21 protein-coding genes are annotated in these 22,132 nt (G+C 66.8%); 7 read left to right on the top strand and 14 right to left on the bottom strand.

The features are described from left to right. Positions 1 to 57: 57 nt before the first annotated feature. Together ACSQ8Y_RS27395 and ACSQ8Y_RS27390 are read right to left on the bottom strand one after the other, a co-directional pair. Positions 58 to 813, bottom strand: a complete 756-nt coding sequence (locus tag ACSQ8Y_RS27395; protein WP_436269536.1) for a DUF3108 domain-containing protein — start codon at positions 811 to 813, stop codon at positions 58 to 60. Between the two features lie 2 nt (positions 814 to 815). Next, entirely contained in the window at positions 816 to 2,003 is a 1,188-nt protein-coding gene (locus ACSQ8Y_RS27390) for a DUF3108 domain-containing protein (RefSeq protein ID WP_436269535.1), read from the bottom strand. 122 nt (positions 2,004 to 2,125) lie between these two features. On the opposite strand from ACSQ8Y_RS27390, the gene ACSQ8Y_RS27385 reads away from it, so the two are divergent. Beyond that, positions 2,126 to 3,001, top strand: coding sequence for a PhaM family polyhydroxyalkanoate granule multifunctional regulatory protein (locus ACSQ8Y_RS27385; protein ID WP_436269534.1), 876 nt, complete (start codon positions 2,126 to 2,128; stop codon positions 2,999 to 3,001). 109 nt (positions 3,002 to 3,110) lie between these two features. Here ACSQ8Y_RS27385 and ACSQ8Y_RS27380 read toward each other — a convergent pair whose 3' ends face one another. From ACSQ8Y_RS27380 to ACSQ8Y_RS27355, 6 genes are all read right to left on the bottom strand, one after another. Beyond that, the gene (locus ACSQ8Y_RS27380) at positions 3,111 to 5,036 is read right to left on the bottom strand and encodes an alpha/beta fold hydrolase (RefSeq protein ID WP_436269533.1); all 1,926 of its coding nucleotides are present in this window, start codon (positions 5,034 to 5,036) and stop codon (positions 3,111 to 3,113) included. A 97-nt stretch (positions 5,037 to 5,133) separates the two neighbouring features. Further along, positions 5,134 to 5,349, bottom strand: coding sequence for a hypothetical protein (locus tag ACSQ8Y_RS27375; protein ID WP_436269532.1), 216 nt, complete (start codon positions 5,347 to 5,349; stop codon positions 5,134 to 5,136). Positions 5,350 to 5,384: 35 nt separating this feature from the next. After that, entirely contained in the window at positions 5,385 to 7,124 is a 1,740-nt protein-coding gene (locus ACSQ8Y_RS27370) for a tetratricopeptide repeat protein (protein WP_436269531.1), read from the bottom strand. Between the two features lie 11 nt (positions 7,125 to 7,135). Beyond that, positions 7,136 to 7,849, bottom strand: a complete 714-nt coding sequence (locus ACSQ8Y_RS27365) for a sensor histidine kinase (RefSeq protein WP_436269530.1) — start codon at positions 7,847 to 7,849, stop codon at positions 7,136 to 7,138. A gap of 38 nt (positions 7,850 to 7,887) precedes the next feature. Further along, entirely contained in the window at positions 7,888 to 9,645 is a 1,758-nt protein-coding gene (gene mnmC, locus ACSQ8Y_RS27360; RefSeq protein WP_436269529.1) for an FAD-dependent 5-carboxymethylaminomethyl-2-thiouridine(34) oxidoreductase MnmC, read from the bottom strand. Beyond that, positions 9,642 to 10,217, bottom strand: a complete 576-nt coding sequence (locus ACSQ8Y_RS27355) for a DNA-3-methyladenine glycosylase I (protein ID WP_436269528.1) — start codon at positions 10,215 to 10,217, stop codon at positions 9,642 to 9,644. Before ACSQ8Y_RS27355 ends, mnmC begins: the two co-directional genes overlap by 4 nt. A 53-nt stretch (positions 10,218 to 10,270) precedes the next feature. Here ACSQ8Y_RS27355 and ACSQ8Y_RS27350 point away from each other — a divergent pair, with 53 nt between their 5' ends. Next, positions 10,271 to 10,732 (top strand): OsmC family protein, encoded by a 462-nt coding sequence (locus tag ACSQ8Y_RS27350; RefSeq protein WP_436269527.1) that lies wholly within the window; start codon positions 10,271 to 10,273, stop codon positions 10,730 to 10,732. Here the strand turns inward: ACSQ8Y_RS27350 and ACSQ8Y_RS27345 are convergent. The 3 genes from ACSQ8Y_RS27345 to ACSQ8Y_RS27335 all read right to left on the bottom strand — a co-directional run bounded on the left by ACSQ8Y_RS27345 (position 10,729) and on the right by ACSQ8Y_RS27335 (position 15,442). After that, a complete protein-coding gene (locus ACSQ8Y_RS27345; protein ID WP_436269526.1) occupies positions 10,729 to 13,578 on the bottom strand; it encodes a diguanylate cyclase in 2,850 nt (949 codons plus the stop codon). The two genes, ACSQ8Y_RS27350 and ACSQ8Y_RS27345, sit on opposite strands and share 4 nt — an antisense overlap. 72 nt (positions 13,579 to 13,650) lie before the next feature. Then, positions 13,651 to 14,649: an AEC family transporter gene (locus tag ACSQ8Y_RS27340; RefSeq protein ID WP_436269525.1), complete on the bottom strand. Its 999-nt coding sequence runs from the start codon at positions 14,647 to 14,649 to the stop codon at positions 13,651 to 13,653. Between the two features lie 139 nt (positions 14,650 to 14,788). Continuing rightward, entirely contained in the window at positions 14,789 to 15,442 is a 654-nt protein-coding gene (locus ACSQ8Y_RS27335) for a DUF4142 domain-containing protein (RefSeq protein WP_436269524.1), read from the bottom strand. Positions 15,443 to 15,557: 115 nt separating this feature from the next. Here ACSQ8Y_RS27335 and ACSQ8Y_RS27330 point away from each other — a divergent pair, with 115 nt between their 5' ends. The 3 genes from ACSQ8Y_RS27330 to ACSQ8Y_RS27320 are packed head-to-tail and all read left to right on the top strand — an operon-like array spanning position 15,558 to position 17,375. Continuing rightward, a complete protein-coding gene (locus tag ACSQ8Y_RS27330) occupies positions 15,558 to 15,917 on the top strand; it encodes a COG4315 family predicted lipoprotein (RefSeq protein WP_436269523.1) in 360 nt (119 codons plus the stop codon). 22 nt (positions 15,918 to 15,939) lie between these two features. Then, positions 15,940 to 16,452, top strand: coding sequence for an RNA polymerase sigma factor (locus tag ACSQ8Y_RS27325; protein ID WP_436269522.1), 513 nt, complete (start codon positions 15,940 to 15,942; stop codon positions 16,450 to 16,452). Continuing rightward, positions 16,449 to 17,375, top strand: coding sequence for an anti-sigma factor family protein (locus ACSQ8Y_RS27320; RefSeq protein ID WP_436269521.1), 927 nt, complete (start codon positions 16,449 to 16,451; stop codon positions 17,373 to 17,375). Before ACSQ8Y_RS27325 ends, ACSQ8Y_RS27320 begins: the two co-directional genes overlap by 4 nt. Before the next feature lie 6 nt (positions 17,376 to 17,381). On the opposite strand, the gene ACSQ8Y_RS27315 is transcribed toward ACSQ8Y_RS27320, so the two are convergent. Then, complete coding sequence (locus tag ACSQ8Y_RS27315) at positions 17,382 to 17,879, bottom strand: winged helix-turn-helix transcriptional regulator (protein WP_436269520.1); 498 nt, start codon at positions 17,877 to 17,879, stop codon at positions 17,382 to 17,384. Between the two features lie 348 nt (positions 17,880 to 18,227). On the opposite strand from ACSQ8Y_RS27315, the gene ACSQ8Y_RS27310 reads away from it, so the two are divergent. Continuing rightward, entirely contained in the window at positions 18,228 to 19,064 is an 837-nt protein-coding gene (locus tag ACSQ8Y_RS27310) for a response regulator transcription factor (RefSeq protein WP_436269519.1), read from the top strand. Here ACSQ8Y_RS27310 and pnuC read toward each other — a convergent pair whose 3' ends face one another. Beyond that, positions 19,065 to 19,628 (bottom strand): nicotinamide riboside transporter PnuC, encoded by a 564-nt coding sequence (pnuC, locus tag ACSQ8Y_RS27305; RefSeq protein WP_436269518.1) that lies wholly within the window; start codon positions 19,626 to 19,628, stop codon positions 19,065 to 19,067. It lies immediately after the preceding gene. A gap of 18 nt (positions 19,629 to 19,646) precedes the next feature. Then, a complete protein-coding gene (locus ACSQ8Y_RS27300; RefSeq protein ID WP_436269921.1) occupies positions 19,647 to 20,870 on the bottom strand; it encodes a M48 family metallopeptidase in 1,224 nt (407 codons plus the stop codon). A gap of 202 nt (positions 20,871 to 21,072) precedes the next feature. On the opposite strand from ACSQ8Y_RS27300, the gene ACSQ8Y_RS27295 reads away from it, so the two are divergent. After that, entirely contained in the window at positions 21,073 to 22,119 is a 1,047-nt protein-coding gene (locus tag ACSQ8Y_RS27295; RefSeq protein ID WP_436269517.1) for a hypothetical protein, read from the top strand. Positions 22,120 to 22,132 lie beyond the last annotated feature (13 nt).

The raw sequence follows: 22,132 nt of genomic DNA, 5'->3' as shown, positions 1-22,132 counted from the left end.
TCCGCCGATGCGCGACGATGCCCGGCCTGCCCTGCGCGTGCGCGGGCGGCAGGCCAGCTACTTGCGGGTGATCTTGTCGAGCAGCTGGTCCACGGTGTCGCCGTCGTCGTCGAAGCGGATGCGCACCGGATACCAGTCGAGCGACGGCGCCAGCCACAGGTCCACCTGCTGGCCCTGGTCGCTCTTGGGCGGGGATTTGCTGAAGTGGATCGCCTCCACCTCGCCCACGCCGGTCTGCACCGGCTCGTGCTTGAGCACCTTGAACACCCACGGCTCGGCGTCGCGCCGGCCGGCCACGAAAAAGGCCCACTCGGAGCCCGGCGTGAACTTCTCCGGCGCGCTGCGGGCGATGGCGGCCAGCTGCCAGGGCGCGCTGGTGCGGTCCTGCTCGCCGCCCTTGATCGGGTAGCTCTCGTCGCCCTTGCTGAAGGTGATGGTCTTGGCGTCGCGCTTGAAAGTGGCCGTGGTCGGCTCCTTGCGGAAGCGTTTTTCGTAGAAACTGGCCGGCGCCAGGCCGTAGCCGTCCACCGCGCCCTCGCTGCGGCTCTCCAGTATCTTGCCGAAGATGCCGGCGTGGCTCTCGGTCGCGATGCTGTACTTGCCGTCGCCCTGGCGCCATTGCACCAGCGCATCGCCGCCTATGGCCATGCCCTTCTGGCGCGCCTTGATGGTGTAGCTCAGATCGGCCGACGGCGGCAGGCTGAAGGCGCGCTTGGCGCTGGGGTGCTCGCTGTCGGCCTGCGCGGCGTGGGTGGGGACGGCCGCAGCAACGGCGGCGGCGGTCAGGGTCAGGCTCAAAAAGATGTTGCGCATAATTACTTTCCAGCGGAATCGCTCAGGGTTATCTTGCTGATGGTCTGCGTCGTCAGCGCACCATTCGCCTCGGTATTTCGTATCTGCACCGGGAACCAGTTCATGCCCGGCGCCAGCCAGATGTCCAGCCGCGCCGAATAGGAACCCGGCTTGGGCGGCCGCGCCAGGTGCCAGGTGACGATGCGGCCCAGTTTCGTGTCCAGCTCCTCCTCGCCCACCAGCAGGAAGCGGTGGATGCTGGCTTCCTTCTCGTCGCCCACCAGGATATCGATGTCGCTGCCGAACTGGTTCACGTCGGCCCGGCCGATGCCGCCCAGCTGGAACGGGATGGTGGCCTTGTCCTGCGCGCCCGCCAGCAGCGGGTAGCTGCGCTCGCTGGCCGAGAATGTGATGCGGCCGTCGTTGCGGATGAAATGGGTGGCGGTCTGTGCGCGGCCGCGGCGCTTCTCGGTGAACGTCGCCGGGGCGATGCCGGCGTCGTCGATCTCGCCTTCGCTGCCCAGCACCAGCAGGTTCACGCGCGTGACCAGCATGCTGATGCCGGCCTCCATGGCCACCTTGTACTTGCTGCCGTCGGTTTGCCAGGACATGTGCGCTTCGCCGCTCCACTTGGTGCCGTTGGCGTCGACACGTTTCAATTCCAGGTCGAACTCGGCGGGCGGCGGCAGGTTCACCTTGTAGCGGCGCACCGCCTGCGGCGCGGGTTGCGCTGCGGCCTGCTTGTCCGCCTGGCCAGGGGCGGCATTGGCCACAGCGGCCGCCGGCGATTGTACGGCAGGCGGCGCGGCGGCGGCGCCCGGCTGCGCCAGCTCCGGCGGCGCAGCCAGCGCCTGTTCGATGCCGGCCATCTCGCTGCTCAGCGCGCCGCTGTCGGGCTGGGGCGCGGGCTCGGCCACGGCGGACGCCTGGGCCGGCGGACGCGGGCGCGGCGGACGTGGCGGACGCGGCGGCTTGGGTGCGGCCGGGTCCAGCTGTTTCACTTCGGGCGGCGGCTCGGCCGAGGCGCTGCGTTTCGGCAGCGCCAGGCGCAACTGCGCCGTCATGACGTTGGGCGCGGGCTTGACGGCGGTGCTGTGCTGCGGGCCGAGGCGGGCGCCGAGCCAGTCTATCGTCACGAAGTGGAGGGCCGCGGTGGCCGCGCACAGGGCGAGTGGGCGGCGGTGCCGGGAAAGGAGGGAAACGATGGTCATGGCGCTAGTTTAACGCCTGTCATGCAAGCTCCGCTGACACGGATCGCCAAACCTTGACAATCACGGTGGAAGCGGACCGGTTTATCTGCTACGCTAACCTACCACCCTCTAGGAGACCTGCTATGGCTTTGCCTCAAATGCCCAACATTCCGGGCGCCGCTGTGATGACGGATACGCTCGATTTCGTAAAGAACCTGTGGGGCAGCATGGGCGTTGTTCCCGGCATCACGGCGCCGACGCTGTCGGTCGATGACCTGGACAAAAAGATCGCCGACTTGCGCGCGGTGGAAGCTTGGCTCAACCTCAACACCGGCATGGTGCGCGGCACGATCCAGGCGCTGGAAGTACAGCGCAACACCATCGCCACGCTGAAGTCCATGGGCAAGACGCTGGCCGACGCGGTGCAGCAGCCCGGCGCGGCCAAGGAAAAATCGCTGTTCGAATCGATACCTTACGCGTCCGCGTTCTTCCAGCACGCGGCCGAGGCGCTGTCGCCGGCGGCGGCAGGCCCGGCGCCCAAGGGCGCGGCGGCGGCCTCGCCGTTCGTGTCGCCGTTCACCACCCCGGCCGCGCCGGCCGCAGCGCCGGCGCCCAAAGTAGAGGAGCCGGCAGCCAGGGCCGAGGCGTCCGAAGCCAAGGCGCAGGTGTCCGATGCCGAGGCGGCTGCGGCCGCCGCTGCGCCCATGGTCAACGCGGCGGCATGGTGGAATCTGCTGCAAGACCAGTTCAAGCAAGCGGTGACGACAGCCATGTCGACCGACGCGGTCAGCGGCGCGGCGGCGCGCGCGACCGAAGCGGCCAGCAAGTTCGCGGCGGCGGCGGGCAAGCCGAAGGCAGACAAGGACAACCTGCCGGTGCCCGAGGACCAGCCGGCGCAGGCAAAAAAGGCGGTTAACGGGAATGGGAACGGGAACGGGAATGGCGGCGCCACGGCGGCAGCGGCGGCGCGCAAGGCGCCCGCCAAGCGCGCCAATGGCGCGAAGGCCGCGAAGGAATAGGCCGCAGGCGGCACATGGCGGCTTACGCCAGGCTAAGCCGCCCTACGGGAAACCGGCCGGCGGCTCGCAGGGCGGGTTAGCGCCTAACGCGCGTAACCCGCCACGTGCGCTACGGCTTGGACGGATTCACGCCCGGCTTCAAATGCTTGTCCAAGAACTCCAGCATCCTGGCGTTCGCCACGGCCTGGTTCTTCTTCTTGCTGAAGCCGTGCCCCTCGTCGTCGAACACGACATACTCCACCTGCACATTGTTTTTCTTCACCGCCTCCACGATCTCGTCGCTTTCCGCCTTGATCACGCGCGGGTCGTTCTTGCCCTGGATGACCATCAGCGGGCGGCGGATCTGCGCGGCGTGGAATAGCGGCGAGGTCGCCACCAGGAATTCCTTGTCCTTCACCGGATCGCCCACTTCCTCGTACAAGGCCTTGCGCTGCGATTCCCAGTACGGCGGAATCGATTCCAGCGTGCGCACCCAGTTGCTGACGCCGAAGATATCGATGCCCACCTTGAACGCTTCCGGCCGGAAAGCCATCGCCGCCAGGGTCATGTAGCCGCCGTAGCTGCCGCCCATGATGCCGATGCGCTCGGGGTCGATGTTGCCCAGGCTGGCCAGGTAAGTCTTCGCCTCCACGCAATCCCACAGCGGCTCGCGGCCGTGCTTGCGGTCGTCGGCGGTGTTGAAGCTCTTGCCATAGCCCGAGCTGCCGCGGTTATTAATACCCAGCACCGCATAACCGTGGTTGGCCAGATATTGCATCAACGCGCTGTAGCCGCGCCGCGTCTGGCCGCCGGGGCCGCCGTGTACGAAGATCACGGCCGGGGCTTTGACGCCGGGCGCCAAGCCTTTCGGCTTGTAGTAGATCGACGGGATCACGGTGCCGTCGAAGGACTTGAAGCGCACCACCTCCGCCTCCACCAGGTCGTTCGGATCGATCTCCTTGCTCAGGCTCTGGGTCAGCTGCGTGGTCTTCCTGCTCTTCAGGTCGTACACGAACAGATTGCTCGGCGCGCGGTCGCCGTTCAGGTAGAAGGCCATCAGATTGCCACTGGCAGAAAAGGTCACGCCGCGCATTTCGCCGCCGGGCAGCTTGGGCAGCGCCACCGGCTTTTCATCCGCGCCCTCCACCACCCGCACCACTTGGCTGCCGTCCTGGTCGACCACCGTGGTGCGGAAGCGGCCGTCCTGCGAGTAGCCGGAACCGAACACGTCCCAGTCCGCCTTTTCGTGCAAGGCGATGGCGCCGGTGGCCAGGTCGTAGGTGCGCAGCGTGTTGAACTCGCCGCCCTCGTTGGAGGTGAAGAACAAACGCCTGGAGGCCGGGTCGAAGGTGGACGCGCTGTAGCTGGCCGTGCCCTCGTGCTTGCTGATGTGCTTGAGTTCGGCCTTGGACAGGTCGTACAGATAGAGGTCGCTGTCGGACGTGGTGTTCGGCTTTTCCAGCGCGAGCCAGCGTTCGTCGCGGCTGATGCGGTCCGGCGTCATGCCGTTTTCGTTCTTGTACAGCATGGTGCGCGCGTAAGTCTTCGCGTCGTAGCGGTACAGGTCGAAGAACTTGGGGTCGCGCTCGTTGGTCAGCGCGTAGAACACGCCGCCATCGGCGGACCAGCCGCCGAACATGGCTTTCAGCTTATCGCCGGGCGTCAAGTCCTTGTCGCTGCCGTCCAGCTCGCGCACGAACAAATGGTTCTGTTCGTTGCCGCCCTGGTCGCGCGTAAACAGGAAGCGGTCGTCGCTGCGGAAATAGCCCACCGCGTAGGTGCTGTCGGTGGCGGACTTGGTCAGCGCGACCGGCTTGCCGCCGGCGACAGGCTGCGTGTAGACGTTGAAGATGCCGCTTTCGTTGCTGCTGAACAGGATGTTCTTTTCATCGCGGCTGAACGAGGCGCCCGAAATCGACGTGGTCGCCATGAACTGCTCGATGCTGTATTGCTTAGGGGCTTGCCGAAGCGCTTTTTGCGCCGCCATGGCCGCTGGCAGGGAATGCAACATCAAAGCCAGCACGGTGAGGCGTGCGGCGGTCTTCATACAACGCATGTGGGCTCCGGTCAGATATGGCGCCGTCACGATGACGGCGGCCGCCCCTAGTGTTGCAAGAATGAACTACGTTGTCACTATATTATTTGCGCCGAACTCAGGACAAACGCTGGATACGGATGGCGTCGATCAAGCCGTCGTCCTGGCGTTGTATTTTTACAATCTGGATCAGGCCGTCCTCGGCCAGCACCTTGGCGCTGTCGTGGGCCGACTGGAACGATTCCAGGGTGTCGCCCTTGGCGGCGACGGGGCGGATCCAGGCGGCGGCGCCGACCTTCATTTTTTCGTAAACTTCTTTGGCGATGTCGCGCATATGCTGACTCCTTGTTGTGTAACGGCGAATTATAGCTATTCTTCGGCGTCTGCTTCGGTTTCCTGTTCTTCGGCCCCCGCCAGCTCCGCTTCGGCCTCCTCCACGATGCCTGGCCGCGCCGGCATCAGCAAGGCCAATTGCTCGATCAACTGGGCGAAACGCTGCTGCCCCGGGGCGATGCGGTCCACGTGCATCAGCACGTCGTTGGCCTCGTCCATCAATGCCTGAGTGAAACCGCTCTGCTGCATGCGCGAGATCAGGATCTGCGCCGAGTTGAACAGGATGCGCATATTGTTCGGCAAGGCCTCGCGGGCGCTGCGCATCCATTCCACCGCCTCGACCAGCTTGCCGGTCTTCCACAGCAGCACGCCCTTGTTCATGGTATCCGTTGCGATCTTGCGGGATGCCTGGATCAGCTCGCTGCCCTCCTCGCTCATGCGGGCCTTGTCGAAGATCTTCTGCACTTCATCGAGCAACACCATGTTGTCGTGGTTGTTGCGGATGATGTAGCACAGCAGCTCGACCGGCGCGTCCTTCACGCCGACCGCGAACAGCAAGGTCGCCATCTCGATGCAGGTGTCGGTGTCCGGCCGTTCGGCGTCCTCGTTGAGCATGGTTTCCAGTTCGTCGCCGGACTTGCGCGCGCGGCGGTAGTCGCCGCTCTCGTGGTACACCAGGCCCTCGGTGATCTTGGCGCGCAACTGCACCTGGTCGCCGGTGAATTCGCGCTGGGCGGTGCTCAACACCTGCAGCGCCTCCTTCGGGTCGTTCTTCTGGCCGCACACGCGCGCCAGGCCGAAGTAGGCGTCCACCGTCTTCAGCACCGAGTACTCGCCGATGGCGATGCACTTGCGGAAGGCGCGCTCGGCCAGCGGAATATTGCCCAGCTTGAGCGCGGCGTTGCCGAGGTTGCGCTGGCGCGGCACCGAATTGGGCGACAGCTTGGCCGCCTTCTCCAGCACATCGCACGACTCCTCCAGCTTGCCCATCAGTTGGAAGGCGGTGGCCAGCTGGTCGTAGGCGTCGATGTAGAAGCGGTTCTCGGCGATCACGCCCTGGAACATCTGGCGCGCCGCCTCGTGGTCGCCGTTGCTCATGCGGATCCTGGCCAGGCCGGTGCGGGCCCAGTTGTAGTCGCGGTCCTCCAGCACCAGTTCGTAGACCCCGCGCGCCTTTTCCGGCTCGCCGGCCTTCAGCAACAGCTGCGCCTTCATGCGCAGCAGGTCGATCTCGTGCAGCTTGTTATGCGCGATCTGCTCGTCGCACAGGCGCGCCGCGCGCAGGTAGTCCTTCTCGACGAAGGCCTGGTCGATCTCGCGGAAGATCTGCTTTTTCTGCCACACGCGGTTCAAGCGCGTCAGCAGCACGCCCTCGGTGATGGGCTTGATGATGTAGGCGTCCGGCTGGTGCTCGGCCGCGCCCATCACCGACTCCACGCTCTTCTCGGCCGACACCATCAGCCATACGCTGGACGGCGTCATCAGGTTGCGGATGCGCACCTCCTCGAGCACCTGCTGGCCGTTCTTGCCCTCGCCCAGGTTGAAGTCGCACAGCACCACGTCGTAATGGGTCTTGGCCAGCAGGGTCATGGCCTCGCCGCCGCTGCCGGCCTGATCGATGTGCTTGGCGCCCAGGTTACGCAACGATTCGCGCAGAAGCTGGCGGATGCCGACAAAATCGTCGACGATCAGGTAGTTTTTAACGGTCCAGTCGATGGCGGCCATGGCGGCGGTGGCGCTGCCGGGCACGCTGGGGGCGACGGTGGGAAAGGACATGCGGCCTCCGCTTACGGCAAACGCAGCACGAAACAGCCGCCGCCCAGGGCACCGCCGTTTTCCAGCAGCACGCTGCCGCTGCGCTGGCGATGCTTGTGCATCTTGGCCACTTCGCACGCGAAGTACAGGCCCAGGCCGCTGCTATTGGTGAGGAAGTTCACGCCGCTCTTGGTACCGCTCATGGCCGACGCGCCCGCATCGATCAGCACGGCCGGGAAACCGTCGCCATTGTCCTCCACGCGCAGCTCCAGGAAGCCGTCGCGCTCGGCGATGGCGATGCGGATCTTGTCCTGCGTATAGCGCACCGCGTTGTTGATGGCGTGCGCCAGCATGCCGATGATCAGGTCCTCGTCGAAGCACCAGATCAGGTCGGGCGGGAAATCGGTTTGCAGCGTGATGTTTTTAGACGCCAGCAACACCTTGGCCTGCGAGCTGACCTGCTGCACCAGTTCGGCCACCTGCAGCGGCCGCGGATCGAAGGGGTAGGAAGGCTTGCCCACTTCCTTGTACAGCGCCAGCAGCTGCATCAGGTTGTCGTTCAGGCGCTTGGTCTGGTACAACATCTGCGCCAGGCTGGGATAGGAGGGATGGTTGGCATCGCCCACATCGGCGTTGCCGAGCAGGTTCTCCAGCGTGCCGCTGAGGACGCTGATCGAATTTTTCATGTCATGGGCGGTTGAAGCCAAGAACAAGAACAGCTCGGGCGAGCCGGCTTGATCATCCATAGTTGAGGCCTCCACGGGGCAAGATTGCCGATAAGCGATTATACCCGTCCGCCGCGGCGCGACTTCAGCAGAAAGCGCGCTGGGTCGAGGGCCGTGGCCAGGGCGGACTCCAGCGGCAGGGGCTGGTGCTCCAGCTGGGAGGCCAGCATTTCGGCCGCCAGCGGCGCCCAGATCAGGCCGCGCGAAGCGTAGCCCAGCAAGCCATACAGCCCGGCGTGGCGGGGCACATCGCGCAGGCGCTCCATGCGCAAGGTGGCGCCGTAGTCCGGCAGCGGGCCCACCAGCGGCAGGCGGTCCGGCGCCATGCAGCGCAAGCCGACACGGCCAGCGAGCGGCGGATCGTGCGGCAAGGCGCCGGGCAAGATGTCGCGTGCGCGAGACAGATTCTCCTGCTGGCTAGCATCGCGCAAGGCGCCGTCCGTGTCGCTGTCATAGGTCGCGCCGACACTGACGACGCCGTGCACGGGCGGCGTCATATACGCTTCGCGGCACACCACCAGCGGCAGTTCGGGGAAATCGTGCCGGGCCAGGTGGGTGACCTGGCCGCGCATGGTGTACAGCGGCAAGCCGGCGGTTTGGGCGATGGTCAGCGCGCCCGCGCCGTTGGCGAGGATGACGTGGGGCGCCTCGGCCAGCAGCGAGCCGCCGCCGGCGCGGACCAGCCACCGGTCGCCGGCGCGCTCGAGTTGCAGCGCCTCCGCGTTGAAGATGCGGCGCAGGCGCGCGCCGCAAGCGTCCAGCATGGCGCGGCAGATGGACGCCGGATTGGCCCAGCCGCCCTGGCTGAACAGCCAGCCGCCGTCCGGCGTCGGCGCGCCCAGCAGTTCGCTGGCCTCGCCGGCGTCCACCCAGCGCACGAATCCGGGCGGGTAGTTCCAGGCGGCCGCCACTTCCTTCTGCAGGGCCGCGTGCGCGGCGTCGCGCGCCAGCTGCAGCACGCCGCATTGCGCGCCCGTGATCGCGGCGCCTGCGCCCGGAGGCAAGCCGGCGGCGGGGTCCAGCCCGCCGAGACGCTGCCAGTGGCGCAGCGCGTACAAATACGCCGCGCGGCTCAGGCGCGCGGGAATATTGTCGTCCTTCGACAGCAGCGGCATGAAGATGCCCGCGCGGTTGCCGGACGCCTCCTGCGCAGGCTGCGGATGGCGCTCGATCAAGGTCACCTCCCAGCCGCGCGCCGCCAGGCGCTCGCAAACCGCCGCCCCCGCCATGCCCGCGCCGATGACAACCGCCCGCCGCAGCGGCTCGGCCGCCCTGGCCGGCTGGGGCTTCCGGCTGGTAAAGATTGCCCGCACGCTCATCTTCTCGCCTATGGCAGACTGAGCCGCACCGGCGGGGTCCGGCTCCAAATGCGGCTCAGTCTGCCATTCGAAACCGGCCGAGCGCAGCGCTTTTAAGGCGGATCCATCTGCGCTGTGCAGCTCGAGGGTGGCGCCGGGAAGCGCCAGCTTGGCGAGGATGCGCATCGCTGCGATCGGTTCGGGCAAATAAAAGGCGTCGACCCGCGCGTCGATCTGCGGCAGCGTCGCTTCCAGCGGACCGGCCAGCAGGTCGAGCGTGATGCGGCCACCCGGCCCCGTCCCGCCCTCCCCGCCCTCCAGCTCCAGGCGGTGCAGGCCGGGCACGTTCACGGGCCAGCTGCCGCCCAGCCTGGCGCGCAGCTCGGGGACCAATGCGCCCGCCTCCGGCAGCGCGGGCAGCAGCGCGATGTAGTGCAGGGCGCCGCCGCGCCGGAGCAGCGACAGGAAATGCTCGCCGCCGCCGAAACCGGTGCCGAGCACGACACAAGCCCGCGTCACGATAGCAGGCACTCCGCCTGGCGGAAGCAGGCCGCGTCGTGGTCGTTGACCATGCCTATGCCTTGCATATAGGCATAGACGATCGTCGAACCGACGAACTTGAAGCCGCGCTTGGCGAGGTCTTTCGAGATGCGGTCGGACAACTCGGTCTTGGCCGGCCGGTCGCCCTGCTTCTCGACCACGTTCACGATGGGCTTGCCGCCGACGTAGGCCCACAGCAGACGGTCCAGGCTGCCGCCCTCGTCGAGCAGCCGCAGATAAGCCTGCGCGTTGCTGATCGCCGCCGCCACCTTGAGCTTGTTGCGTACGATGCCGGGGTTGGCGAGCAGCTCGGCCACCTTGTCCGGACCGTAGGCGGCGATCTTGCGCGCGTCCCACTGGTCGAAGGCGGCGCGGTAGCTGTCGCGCTTGTTCAATATCGTCTCCCAGCTCAGGCCCGCCTGCGCCCCTTCCAGGTTCAGCATTTCGAACAGGCGCAGCTCGTCATGGCAAGGCAGGCCCCACTCCTCGTCGTGGTAGGCGATGTAACGGGGATTGGCCGGATTGGCCCAGCTGCAGCGGTGTTTGGTCATGTGCGCAGTCTACATTAAGATATCGGCTTCGATAACCCACGCGGGGAGCGGTCATGCAATTCGAAGCTAAACTGGAGTGGCAGCGCAACGGGCAGGATTTCCTCGGCCAGCGCTACAGCCGCGCGCATGAATGGATCTTCGACGGCGGCCTGCGCGTGCCCGCGTCGTCGTCGCCGCTGTCGGTGCCGCTGCCGATGTCGAACGCGGAAAATGTCGATCCCGAGGAGGCGCTGGTGGCGGCGGCCTCGAGTTGCCATATGCTGTTCTTCCTCTCTATCGCCGCCAGGCGCGGGCACGTGGTGGAGAGCTATTCGGACCACGCGGTCGGGCTGCTGGAGAAGGACGACAGGGGCCGCATGGCGATGACCAGCATCACGCTGCGCCCCGCCATCGTGTTCGCCGGCGCCGACTGGCCGGACGAGGAGGAGCTCGAAGCCATCCACCAGGAGGCGCACGACAAGTGCTACATCGCCAACTCGCTCAGGGGCGAGATCGTGATCGAGCCGCCGGTCTAAGCCAGGTCGCTCGGCAGGCCGACGCGGCGCCGCTCGCCGGCCAGCCTGGGCGGCTGCACCAGGTTGGTCACGATCTTCACCTCGCCGCTCGCCACGGTGCGTTCGAGCTGCTGCATCAGACGCGGGAACAGCCCTTCGGTTTGCGTCAGCCCGGTGCTGTACAAGGCCGCCCAGGCGTTGCGGCCTGAATGCTTGGCGATATAGAGCCCCATGTCCGCCAGTTCCACCACCTGCGACCAGGTCAGCAAACGCGGCTGCGACGGCAGGAAGGGGAAGCAGGCGTAGCCGATGGAGCAGGTCTTGCGCAAGGCGCTGCCGTCCGGCAGGGTGAACTCGCGCCCGGCTACCGCGCTGCGGATACGCTCGGCCACCACCCTGGCCTCCTCGCGGTCGGTGGCGCGCGCCAGCACCAGGAATTCCTCGCCGCCCCACCGTACCAGATAATCGGATTCGCGGAACACCTCGCGCAAGCGCTCCTGCATCTGCACCAGCACCGCGTCGCCGGCCGCGTGGCCGTGGCGGTCGTTCACTTCCTTGAAGTGGTCCAGGTCCACCATGAAGAACACCAGGTCCTTGTCCATGCAGGCCGGACGCCCGCTGTCCTGCCCGTCGGGGCAGTCGTACTGGCGCAAGGTCATTGCCACGTCCGCATCGACGTGCTGCAGGAAAAAGCGCCGGTTGCGCAAGCCGGTCAGCTGGTCGGTCAGGCTGACCTCCTCCAGCGTCTTGTAGGCGCGTTCCAGTTCGAGGTTTTTTTCCAGCAGCTGCGCCTGCGTCGCGCTCAGTGTCTTCAGCGTGGCCTCGACCTGGCGGTAGGCGCTGGCGTTGTCGAGCGCGATGGCGCCATAGGCGCACAGCGTGCGGAAGATCAGCCGTTCGCGTTCGCCGTAGGCCCGCGCGCGCAGCGACTGCACCGTCATCACGCCCAGCACGCGCTCGCCCACGCTGAGCGGCGCGAACAGCAGGCTCTGGGTCGGCAGGGTGCCGGGGATCAGGTTCGGCGTGTTGCCGTTTTCATCGAGTTCGATCAGGATCTCGCGCCGCTCGCGCACGCAGCGCGCGGAGTTGGCGTTGGGGTCCGACAGCGCGAAGCGCGAGGCCGGCAGTTCCTGGCCCGCCTCGATGCCGAAGGCGCAGCGCAGGTAGGCGCCGTCCGGCTCCAGCAGGAAGATGGAGAAGTGGGTGGCGTCCAGCAAGCCGTGCACGTGGCGGTCCAGCGCGCCGAACACGGCGGCAGCATCCAGGTGGGCCGTGATCTCCTGGCCGATGGCGCCCAGGTGGGCCAGGGTGGCATTGGTCCCTTGCAGCACTTCGGCGCGCTGCGCTTCGGCTGCCGCCAGCTGGCGATGGTGTTCGCCCTCGGTCTGTGCACGCTCGGTCTGGTGCTGCACCTGCATGGCGACGGCGCGGTTGGTCGCTTCCTGGCTGTGCGTCCTGTCGCGCGCGGCATTGGCCTGCACCGCGATCTGGTAAGCCCTGGCGTGGTCGCCGCTGGCGGCGTATTCGTGCGCGGCGGCGTCCAGCAGCGTGGCCGGCACGGCGTAGCCGGTGATGGTGCCGGCCAGCGACATGGCCAGCTGCAGGTAGTGCAGCACCGCGTTCGGCGCCGACATGCCGATCGGCTGGGACAGCTTGTGGCGCGCGTGGATCTGCGCCAGCACGCGCAGCGCGGCGATCTGGTTGTACACGTCGCCATGCTCGCTGGCCAGGGACAAGGCGGACAGCGCCACCGACAAGGCGTCCTGCGGCCGGTCCAGCTGCGACAGCGCATGCGCCTGGCCGCGCCGCGCGCCGCTCTTGAAATCGCTCTGGCCGAGGGAGTCGCCGCGCTGTTCCAGCAAGGTGAAACTGCGCAGCGCGCCGGGCGCGTCGCCCATGTCCAGCGCCAGGTCGCCCTGGTATTCGAGCGAAACGGCGTAGGCGCGCGAGCCTGACAGCGGGGCCAGCAAATGGATGGCTTCCTGCAGCAGTTCCTGCGCCGCCTCGCGCTGGCCCAGCTGGCGCAGGGTTTCGGCAGTCTGCATCAAGCAGGAGCCTATGCTCATGGGCCAGCCGGTGGGGCGCGCCAGCGCCAGGCCGCGCTGCATCCATTCCAGCGCGGCGTCGTGCGCGTTCAGGCTGGTGAAGCCGTTGCCGATATTGGTGCCGATGATGATGGCGCGCCGCAGCTGCCCGGTGGCCATGGCCGCTTCGAACGCCACCATCAGGCGGCCCACCGCATGGCCGAAATCGGCCGCCTGGAAAGCGGTAATGCCGTTGTAGTCGCTGATCCAGCCGGACACCGCCGGATGGGCGCCCGGCGACAGCGCGGCGTCGTCCGGAAAGCGCTGGCCCCAGCGCTGGCTGGCTTCCTGCAGGCTGCCGAACACGGCGAAGATGGCGGCGGCGTCGATCACGTCGGTGCGCACCATGTCGCCGCCGGCGCGGGCGTCGATCGAGGCGATGGCCAGTTCGGCGTCGCACCGCCCAGAGTCGCCGCGGTCGGTGGCGATCCAGGCCAGCAGCCAGTGCGCGTCGGCGCAGCCCAGCGTGTCGCCCAGCTGTTCGAAGGTGTGCAGGGCCTGCCGGGCGTACGCCTCGCCCTGGTCCAGCTCGCCGAACAGCCACTGTGCCTCGGCGTCGATCAGCGTGAAGCGGGCGGACAGCGAACGGGCCTGCGCGGGTGCCAGCGCACCGGACTGCGCCGCCAGCAAAGGCATGGCCTCGGCCATGAGCCGGCGGGCGCGCACGACATCGCGCTGGCGCAGATGCCAAGCAAGCTCCGCCAGCCGGAACAAACGTGCGACGCCCTGCAAGGCAGGCAATTCCGCGTCCCGGCGCGCCAGCTCGTCATCGAGCGCAAACATGTCCACTACATCGTGTCCTTCACAACCATATTGCCGCAACGCACTATGCGCGCTTCCGCATTATTCCACAGTTCAGCGCAGCAGAGCGACCGCCGCCGAAAAGCTTAAAAAAGACAAACTGGTCGACACCAGGATGATGCGCGCAATGCGTCCGGTGTTGGCGCCGAAGCGCTCCGACAGCAGCGCCACATTGCTGGCACTGGGCAGGCAGCCGACCAGGATGATGACTGTCAGCGCGCCCTGGTCGAGCGGCACGCCGAGCGCGATCGCGCCGTGGCCCAAGGCGGCGAGCAGCAGCGGATGCAGCAGCAGCTTGGCCAGCGCCACCGGCACATCGTCGCGCAGCGGCACGGGGGCGGCCGCGTTCGCCGCGGCTGCAGCACCCGCCGCCGCACTCGCCGCCGCACTCGCCGCCGCCCCCATCTGCGAGCGGGCCAGCACCGCGCCTATCGTGAACAGGGCCACCGGCGAGGCGGCGTCGGCCATCAGGCCCACGGTTTGCAGCACCGGCTTGGGCAGCGCCAGGCCGGCGGCCGAACTGACGCCGCCCAGGGCGATGGCCCAGGGCATGGGGTTGGCCAGGATGCCCCGCAGCGCCCGCCCCAGCGCGGCGCGGCCGTCGCCGCCGCCCATGCGCGAGAGCGCGATGCACAGCGAACTGGTGATGAGCATGTCGACCACGATGGTGACGATGACCGGGCCCGAGGAACGCGGCCCCACCAGCGCCAGCAGCAGCGGCACGCCCATGAAGCCGGTGTTCGGAAAGGCGGCCACCAGCGCGCCGAAGGCGGCGTTGTTCCAGTCCATGCGGTGGCCGAGCGTGGCGGCCATGGTGACCCCGACCATGATCAGCGCGCACAGCAGGTAGACGCTGAACACGCCCACGTCCAGCAACTGGGCGATGGGGGTGCCGGCGCCGAAGCGGTACAGCATGCAGGGCAGCGCGAAATACAGCACGAAGCTGTTCAGGCCGGGAATCGCCAGCTGCGGCAGCATGCCGCGCCGCACGGAGACATAACCGCACAGCACGAGCGCGAAAAAGGGGAAGGTGACGGAAAGGATGGCGAGCATGGGCAGCCATTGTACCCATGCCCGCTAACGCCCCGTCATTCCCACGGAAGCGGGTATCCATGCTGAGCGTGCACGCCGGCGGCCTATGGCTTCCCTTTGGCACGGCAGTCCGCCGGTGCGCAACGGCCCAATGCCGCTGTCACTTGATCGGCGCCGGCGGCTGCGTGGTGGAATTCTGCGGGTTTTCCGGGTTGTCCGTATTGCCGCTGGCCTTGTCCGGCACCCGGGCCGGGTTCCGGCCGCTGCCGGTGGCACCCGTCGTGCCGCTGTCGCCGCTGGTCGTGCCCGCCTTGATGCTGGCGTTCAGCTGGGTGACGTGGGTCAGGTGCTGCGCCACGGTCGGCTCCAGCCTGGAACCCAGCGCCTTGACGTCGGCATCCTTGGCGTTGCGCTGCACCTTTTGCACCAGCGCATGGGTTTTCTTGTGCTCGTTGACCCCGGCCTGGCTCAGGTAAGTGCGGTCGAAGGCGTCGCCGGACAGGCCGTCAAGCTTGCTGGCCATGGCCTTGTGCTTGGCGTCCACTTCGGCCGGCAGCGTCACGCCCTTGGCTTGCGCCACGCTCTGCACTTCCTGCAGACCCTTGGTGTGGTCGTCGATCATCTGCTGCGCGAAGCTTTTCACCTCGGCGTTCTGCGACTTCTGCAACGCGATCTTGCCCGCTTCGATTTCCGCCATATTACCCTGCGCCAACTGCTCCAGCATCTGCTGGTCGGATTTCGCCAGGTTTTGCGCCTGCGCCGTCAACGCGCCCAGCAGCGCAGCCGTGATGAATGCCAGTTTTGCCTTGTTCATGGGGATCTCCTATTCTGAGGGTGTGGAAAAAAATTTTACGCGCGATGGAATAAACGGGCCGCAGCTTACGTATACGAACTATTCCACCCGTTGTTCCACTTCAAGGAGATATCGCATGAAAACCCAATTCGCCACGCTCGCCGCCCTGCTGTTGATCGGCGCCGCCGCCCAGGCCCAGGATCTGAAAAAAGCCGACGGCGTGCTGGTCGACAGCGCCGGCAAGACGGTCTACACCTTTGACAAGGACGCGGCCGGCAGCGGCAAGAGCGCCTGCGCCGGCCCCTGCATCCAGAACTGGCCGGCGGTCCCCGCGCCGGCCCAGGTGGCGGAACCGTATTCGGTGATCACGCGCGACGACGGCAGCAAGCAGCTGGCCTACAAGGGCAAGCCGCTGTACACCTTCGTCAAGGACGCCAAGGCCGGCGACCGCAGCGGCGACAACTTCAAGGACGTGTGGCACGTGGTCAAGGACTAAACAGAGTAAGCTCACCCTCATCATGCACGACGACAGCGCCAGCCTTACTGCCTGCATCCCCCGCCTGCGCCGCTACGCACGGGCGCTGCTGGGCGACCGTGCCGGCGCCGACGACCTGGTGCAGGACACCATGGAGCGCGGCTGGCACAAGCTGTCGTCGTGGCGGCGCGGGGGCGACATGCGGGCCTGGCTGTTCGGCATCATGCACAATCTGCACGTCGACCAGCAGCGCCAGCCCAGGCTGCCCACCGTGGCCCTGTGCGACGAGCTGCACAGCACGCTGAGCACGCCGGGCACGGCCGGCAGCGACCGCCTGGAAGTGCGCGACATGCAGGCCGCGCTGCAAATGCTGCCGGCCGAGCAGCGCGAAGTGCTGCTGCTGGTGGCGCTGGAGGAAATGTCCTACCAGGAAGTGGCCGCCATCCTGAACATCCCGCCAGGCACGGTCATGTCGCGCCTGTCGCGCGCCCGGGAACGGCTGCGCCTGCTGATGCTGGGCCAGGCCCCGGTGTCGACGCTGAAAGTAGTCAAATGAATCCCGTAACCGAAGCCGAACTGCAGGCCTGGGTCGACGGCCGCCTGGCGCAGGAGCGCCGCGCCGACATCGACACCTATCTGCAACTCCATCCGCAGGAGGCCGAACGCCTGCGCGCCTACCGCCAGCAGAACGTGACGCTGCGCTCCTTATACAGTCCGGTGCTCGACGAAGCCATCCCGCGCGGCATGCTGCGTCCGCGCGGCTGGCAGCGCTACGGCTGGCCGCTGCAGCGCTACGCCGCCAGCGTGGCGTTGATGCTGTCGAGCATGGCGCTGGGCTGGGTGGCGCACGGCGCATTCGGCGCCGGCGGCGAAGAGCAGCGGCTGGCCGCAGCCCGCGCGCAGCAAGGCGGCGCGGCGGGATCCCGGCCCACCCTGGCCCAAGGCCGTGCCCAAGGCCGTGCCCAAGAGCAAGGCCGGGACCGGGAAAGAGCGGCGGAATTGCAGGCCGGACCGGCCGGCATCGCCGGCATGGCTGCCGGCCTGGCGCACCACGCCGCGCTGGCGCACCGCGTATATGCGCCGGAGGTGCGCCATCCGGTGGAGGTGGGTGCGGACCAGCAAGACCACCTGGTGGCCTGGCTGTCGAAACGGCTGGGCACACCGCTCAGGCCGCCCAAGCTGGCGCCGCTGGGCTATGAACTGGTGGGCGGCAGGCTGTTGCCGGGCGACAGCGGCCCGGTGGCGCAATTCATGTACACCGACGCCAGCGGCCAGCGCCTGACGCTGTACGTGTCGTCCGGCCAGAGCGGCAACAAGGACAGCGGCTTCCGCTACGCGCAGGATGGCCAGCTCAGTGTGTTCTATTGGATCGATGGGCGCTACGGCTACGCGCTGTCGGGCGCGCTGGGGAAGGCCGAGCTGTCGCAGATCGCCAACGCGGTCTACGAACAGCTGCAGCCTGATTACAACGGGGAATGAAGCGGTTTATTGCAGGCCGCGGCGGCCCATTTCGTCGAGGCGCATGCGCATGATCTCATTGGCGGCCGGCCCCGCCGCGAACATATAGTCCTCGTCGTTGATGGCCAGGCCGGTGCGGGCGTCGACCAGCACCTGGTCGGCAGGCTTGCCGGTTTCGCGGCTCACCACCAGCAGGCTGGCGCCTTCCGGGGCCAGATGGTCGTTGCCCCAGGCCACGAAGGCCAGCAGCACCGGCTTGAAATCGCGGCCGGCCTTGGTCAGCACGTATTCATAGCGCGGAGGACGGGCGCTGTACTGGCGGCGCTCCATCAGCCCGCCTTCAACCAGTCCGGCCAGACGGCGGGTCAGCATATTGGGGGCGATTTTCAGGCTTTTTTCGAATTCATCAAAGCGGGTGAGGCCGTAGAAAGCGTCTCGCAGGATGAGGATGCTCCACCACTCGCCCACTTTGCCCAGGCTGCGGGCGATAGGGCATGGCATACGTCCAAAGTCGGTATGTTTCATTTGCAACTCCTTCGATCAAGATTAGTCTAACAACTAAAGAACAGACTTGGCCGCCAAGGGTGGCGGCGCGTCTTCGCTAACTTGCATCTTGGGTGCTGCATGCACCTTCTTTTTCCATGAACCAGGGAGTAAGGCCAGCAGCACTCTCAGCCACTGTCCTTGACGCGAGGAAATTTAATTGCATTTCCTCAACACTCGCTACTATTATTATCGATGTTACGAATCCTCGCTTTTGCCAGACGCGACAGCTCTTTTGCGTGCGGAGAAAACTCAAAAATTTTTAAAAGAAAGGCATAATACGCAACACCGCAGCACCGCCTTTGGAACTGCAAACCTTTTAAGCAGATCATGTATTTGTCCAGTGACGCCAACGTACGCAGTATCCTGATCGTGGACGACTCGGCCTTCGAGCAGCGCATGCTGGTCGACCTGCTCAGCGAGCTGCCCTACCGCGTGTCGGTGGCCTTCAACGGCATGCAGGGCTATCAACTGGCGCTGGCCAACCAGCCGGACCTGATCCTGCTCGACGTGCGCATGCCCAATATGGACGGCTACACCTGCTGCCGCCTGCTCAAGGCCAATCCGGCCACCTATGATATACCCGTCATTTTCCTCAGCGGCGCCGACGCCGCCGAGGACCGCATCATGGGCTTGTCGATCGGCGGCGTCGACTACGTGGCCAAACCGTTCACGCCGGGCGAGCTGGCGGCCCGCATCCACGTCCACCTGAACCTGATGCGGCGTACCGGCAGCGGCGCGCCCGCAGAACAGGAAGCCGCATCGGCCGTGGCGCTGAACCCGGACGCGGTGATCGTCAACGCTGCCAAGCGCCTCATTTCGGACAACCTGGCCGCCCTGCCCAGCTTGTCCGAAATTGCGCGCAGCGTAGGCACCTACCGCGAAAAGCTGTCGCAACTGTTCCGTGAGCAGACCGGCATGACGGTGTTCGCCTTCATCCGCGAGGAGCGCATTGCGCGCGGCGTGCAGCTGCTGCGCGAGACGGAAATCGATGTCCAGGACATCGCCCTGCTGATCGGTTTCAACAACGCCGGCAACTTCGCCACCGCATTCCGCGAGCGCATGGGCACCACGCCCAGCGCTTTCAGGCTGGGCGCCGAGTCAGCACAAGGCGCAGGGCCGGGCGCGGCGCAGAAGCAGGATCAGGATCAGGATCAGGACCTGTAATCAGGCGCGCACCGGCATCTGCTTGCGCCACCAGCGCCACGAGACCAGCGCGTTGACGAAGTAGGCGGCGTACAGCAGCGCCGTCAGGTGCAGGCCGCGGCTGGCGTATAGCGGCACCGAGACCGCGTTCACCAGCAGCCACACCGGCCAGGTCTCGACGCGGCGCGCCATCAGCAGCAACTGGGCGATGATGCTGAACGCCAGCACCGACGAATCGACGAAGGGGGAGTAGGCGCTGGTGTAGTGGTGCAGCATGCTGCCATAGGCCACCGCGCCCGCCACGCCCGCCGCCGCCATCCAGGCCAGCGTGGCGGTACGCGCCGACGTAACCGGCAAGGCCGCGCCGCCGCCGCCGCGCGCCCATTGGTAGCAGCCCACCACGCAGGTGACGATGAAGAACAGCTGCAGGGCCACGTCCGCGTACAGCTGCACGCCGTAGAACAGCGCGCCGAACAGCGCGCAGCCGACGACGCCCAGCCACCAGGAATGGATGCTGTTGCGTCCCGCCAGCACGATGGACAGCGTCATCACCGCGTTCGCGGCCAGTTCAAGTGGTGAGGTCAAGCGCGGTCCCGGTGAGTTCTAGCCCTGGCAGTCCGGCGGCAGCAGCCGGGCCGGAACACCCTCGCCGGCGCAGTGCCAGGCGACCCGTTTATTCTCGGCCAGCGTGGGCAGGAAGGCAATAGCCTTGCCCCGGTAGGTGAAGTCGGCCGGATAGACGCGCACCACGCCGCTGTCCCCGTCTACCCGCACGTCCACCACGGCCTGGTTCGGGTCGGCCAGCGCGAAACCGGCTTCGCGCAGGCTGAGCGGATTGCGGCCGTTGGCATAATAGTAGCGGTCCACCGCCGCCGTGGCATCCATGCCGACGCTGACCGCGCGCGCCATGCGGCTGCGGGTTTCCATATCCTGCAGCACCGGCCGCGCCAACGTGGCGGCGGCGGCCAGCAGCGCCAGCGCCAGCAGCCCGCCGGCCGCGCCGGCCAGGCCCAGGCGCGGCACCAGCAGGGCCGCCAGCCAGGCCAGCCCGTGGCGCGCGGGCGGCGCAGCCGCACCGGCCGACGCCATGCCGGCCGCGCGTCCGCCCGACAGCGCGCGCAGCGCCGCCATGCGCTTGACCAGCCACGGCGTGCCGTTCACCAGTTCGTGGAAGGACATCCAGAAGCCGGACGCGCACTGCGCCTGCGCAGCGTAGCCGCCCAGGTCGAGCTGGCGCCAGCGGCGCGCGCCCGCCGCCAGCGCGGCCAGGCCGGTCTGGGCGCTGCGAAAATCATCGCAGGCGTGCAGGCCGTGGCGGTCGCAGGTGTAGGCGCAGGCGCGCGCGTAGGCCGCCCCCAGCAGCGGCAGCACGGCGGCCGGCAGCAGCAAGGGCAGCCAGCGCTGGTGCTGCCGCGTGACATGGCCGATTTCGTGGCCGATGTAGAAGTTGATGGCGTCCGGCTTGTCCTCCAGCGCGTCCGTCACGGTCGACTGCAGCACGATGTAGCGTCGCCCCAGCAGCAATGTGGTGAGCGCGCTGCGGCGGCGCAGCAGGTAGGCCTCCGGGATGCACTCCAGCCCCAGCCGCCGGCAGCACACGTCGATGCGCGTTTTCAGGTCGGGGAATTGCTGGTAGGTGATCTGCACGCCGGTCCCTTTTAGATAAGCGGCCAGCCCGGACTGCACGAACAGGTAGATCAGGAAAATAAATAGAAGGTAGATCAGCGCGGTGCCCAGCGTGACGAGCGCCAGCCCTGCCCAGATCAGCAGCGACGCGGCAAACAGCACCCTGAGCAGGATGCGCTCCTTTGAATACACCAGTTCCATTTTCTTCACTGCTTCTAATTTCCGTGTGGCATTCTAAATTAGTTTTCAAAAAAATAAAGCTTTTTAATGTTTTAAAAAATATTCAATTTAATAATATTAATACTTAGTCACGGCTGCTGATACCGAACTGAGACCGCGCTGGCCTGTCGGGCGCGGCCGCGCGCGGCCATACTGGCGCCATCGAGTCCACCCCGTTTCCGCCATGATGCTGCTCCATTCCGACGCCGGTGCCGAAGGCATCGCCAGCCCGCCCTGCCCGACCCACGGCGGCCGCCGTTTCAACACCTTCCTGCCGATGAACACCATCCTGCAGGCTGGCGACAGCGTGGTCTCGGCCAACGGCCTCTTTTTCGCCACGCTGAGCGGCGACGGCACGCTGCGCGTGTATCGCGGCATCGACAGCGACGACAAACAGGGCCTGCTGTGGAGCAGCGCAAAAACCGGCGGGCGCGGACGCTATTTCGCGCTGGTGCAAAGCGACGGCAATTTCTGCGTCTACCAGGGTTCCGACCTGGCCCACAACTGCGGCTGGCACTGGGGCACCCAGGCCACTGCGCAGGGCCAGGCGTTTTACGCGGCCATGCAGGACGACGGCAATTTCTCGATCCGCGCCGGCAGCGGCCCGGAAGACAGCCGGGGCGTGATCTGGGCCTGCGGCGCCACCGACCGCGTGCTCAGCATCGAAGAAGTGCTGCACATCGAATACGACTTCGGCGGCGCCTGCGTGCTGCGCACCAGCCCGGCCAGCCAATACACCGAAACGGTGACCAACCATGGCGCCGAGGTATCGGCACACACGCTGGCGGGCTTCATCGCCGTCACCGAGACCTCGTCCTGGACCAACATTCCGGCCGCCGCCCTCGGACCGGACGTCGAGTACTACTACGGCGTGCCCGCCATCTCCGGCGACGAATACGTGATGTCGGAGGACGCCGTGTTCTATGTCGCCAATTGCGCCTCGACCCGGCTCACCGACTGGGCCTTCGACACCCCCTACAACGTCGCGCCGCACACCTCCATGCGCGCGGCCATCGCGCTGACCTACTCGACGGTGTCGGTTCCCTATGTGCTGGTGGGCCAATTGCGCTTCGAATCGGGCGCGCGTGTTGTAGGCGCGATACGTGGAAACTACTTAGGCACCAATGCCCACAGCCTCACTGCCAGCTTCACGCCGCACGACCCTACGCCCAATCACGGCAAGCGTATCCTGCGTCCTTTGAGGCCGCTGGCCGGCATCACGGCTTATTAAAAAGGCCACGTGA

Origin of the sequence: Pseudoduganella sp. LjRoot289, from assembly GCF_964252925.1 — a bacterium.
Taxonomy (GTDB): domain Bacteria; phylum Pseudomonadota; class Gammaproteobacteria; order Burkholderiales; family Burkholderiaceae_D; genus Rugamonas.
The sequence above is the reverse complement of the archived record's forward strand: the minus strand, read 5'-3'. Positions and strand labels throughout refer to the sequence as shown.